This is a genomic window from Micromonospora echinofusca, assembly GCF_017614955.1.
GTDB classification, from domain to species: domain Bacteria; phylum Actinomycetota; class Actinomycetes; order Mycobacteriales; family Micromonosporaceae; genus Micromonospora; species Micromonospora echinofusca_A.
In genome coordinates this window covers 1-1,377 of the sequence record NZ_WVUH01000643.1, presented here as the reverse complement: position 1 = coordinate 1,377, position 1,377 = coordinate 1, and the positions used below count along the sequence as shown (strand labels likewise).

Here is a 1,377-nt window from a genome sequence, read left to right as displayed (position 1 = left end):
GCCGTCGAGGGCGGCGGCGTACCCGTGGGCGAGGTCCCGGTAGAACACCTCCTGCGACCAGCCGTCGAAGACGAGATGGTGCGCGGTGCCGGCGAGGACGTGGTCGTCGTCGGCCAGGCGCAGCACGGTGACCCTCCACAGTGGGCCGGCGGCGAGGTCGAACGGGACGAGCGCGGCGGCGTCGAGGGCCGCCCGCAGCGCCCGCTCCCGTTCGTCGGGTGCCCGGTCGGAGAGGTCGTGCACCGGCACCGGTACCGCCCCGGCGTCGTCGACGACCACGTACGGCGCGCCGGCGCGCTGCGGTACCCGCCAGCGCAGCGGTTCGTGCCGGGCGGCGACGCCGGTGAGCGCGGTACGCAACGCGGACAGGTCGAGTGGTCCGCGCAGCCGTTCGGCGAAGGCGATGGTGTGGGTGGGGGTGCCGGGCGCGACCTGTTCCACGAACCACATCCGCCGCTGCGCGGTGGAGAGTGCGGGTGGGTTGCCCGCCGGGACGACGGCGGTGCCGGCGAGCGTCGGGGCGGCTGCGACCCGTCGGGTCAGCCCGGCGAGGGTGCGGCCGTCGTGCACGTCGGCCACGGCGACGTCGCGGCCGAGCCGGTCCCGCAGCGCGGACACCAGCCGCATGGCCCGCAGCGAGTGCCCGCCCGCGTCGAGGAACCCGTCGGCCGGCGCGGGGTCGGGGACCCCGAGCACCTCGGCCCAGGCGGCGGCGACGGTCGCGGCGAGCGTCGCCGCCGGCTGCGGTGCGGGTACGACGGCCGACCCCTGCCGGTGCCGCTCCCGCAGCGCCATCAGGTCGGTCTTGCCGGCGACGGTCAGCGGCAGCGTGTCGAGCCGGACCACCCGGCTGGGCAGCATGTACCCGGGCAGCCGCTGCGCGCAGTGCGCCCGCAGCCCGGCCAGGTCCGGGGCGTCGGCCGGGGTCAGGTAGGCGACCAGTTCCCCGGCGGCGTCCGGGTCGACGTCGACGACCGCCTGCGTCACCTCAGGGTGCGCGCGGACCACCGCCTCCACCTCGCCGATCTCCACCCGCTGGCCCTGGATCTTCACCTGCCGGTCCAGCCGGCCCAGGTACGCGATCCGCCCGTCCGGCTCCCACGCGACCCGGTCCCCGGTGCGGTACAGCCGGGCCCCCGGCGTGTCGCCGTACGGGTCGGGGACGAACCGGTCGGCGGTCAGCGCGGGGCGCCGCCAGTAGCCGAGGGCCACCTGCGGGCCGCCGATGTACAGCTCACCGGGTACCCCGGGTGGGCAGGGGTCCAGCCGGTCGTCGAGCACGTACGCCCGGCAGCCGGCCAACGGCCGGCCGATCGGTACCGGCCGCTGCCAGTGGCCGGTCAGCTCGGTGCCGACCACACACACCGTGGTCTCGGT

At 77.0% G+C, this 1,377-nt stretch carries 1 protein-coding gene; it reads right to left on the bottom strand.

Translation table 11 applies throughout. The annotated features are described in order from the left end of the window. Positions 1–1,377 (bottom strand): condensation domain-containing protein (locus GSF22_RS33550; RefSeq protein ID WP_208817913.1); only part of this gene is annotated, 1,377 nt, incomplete at both ends.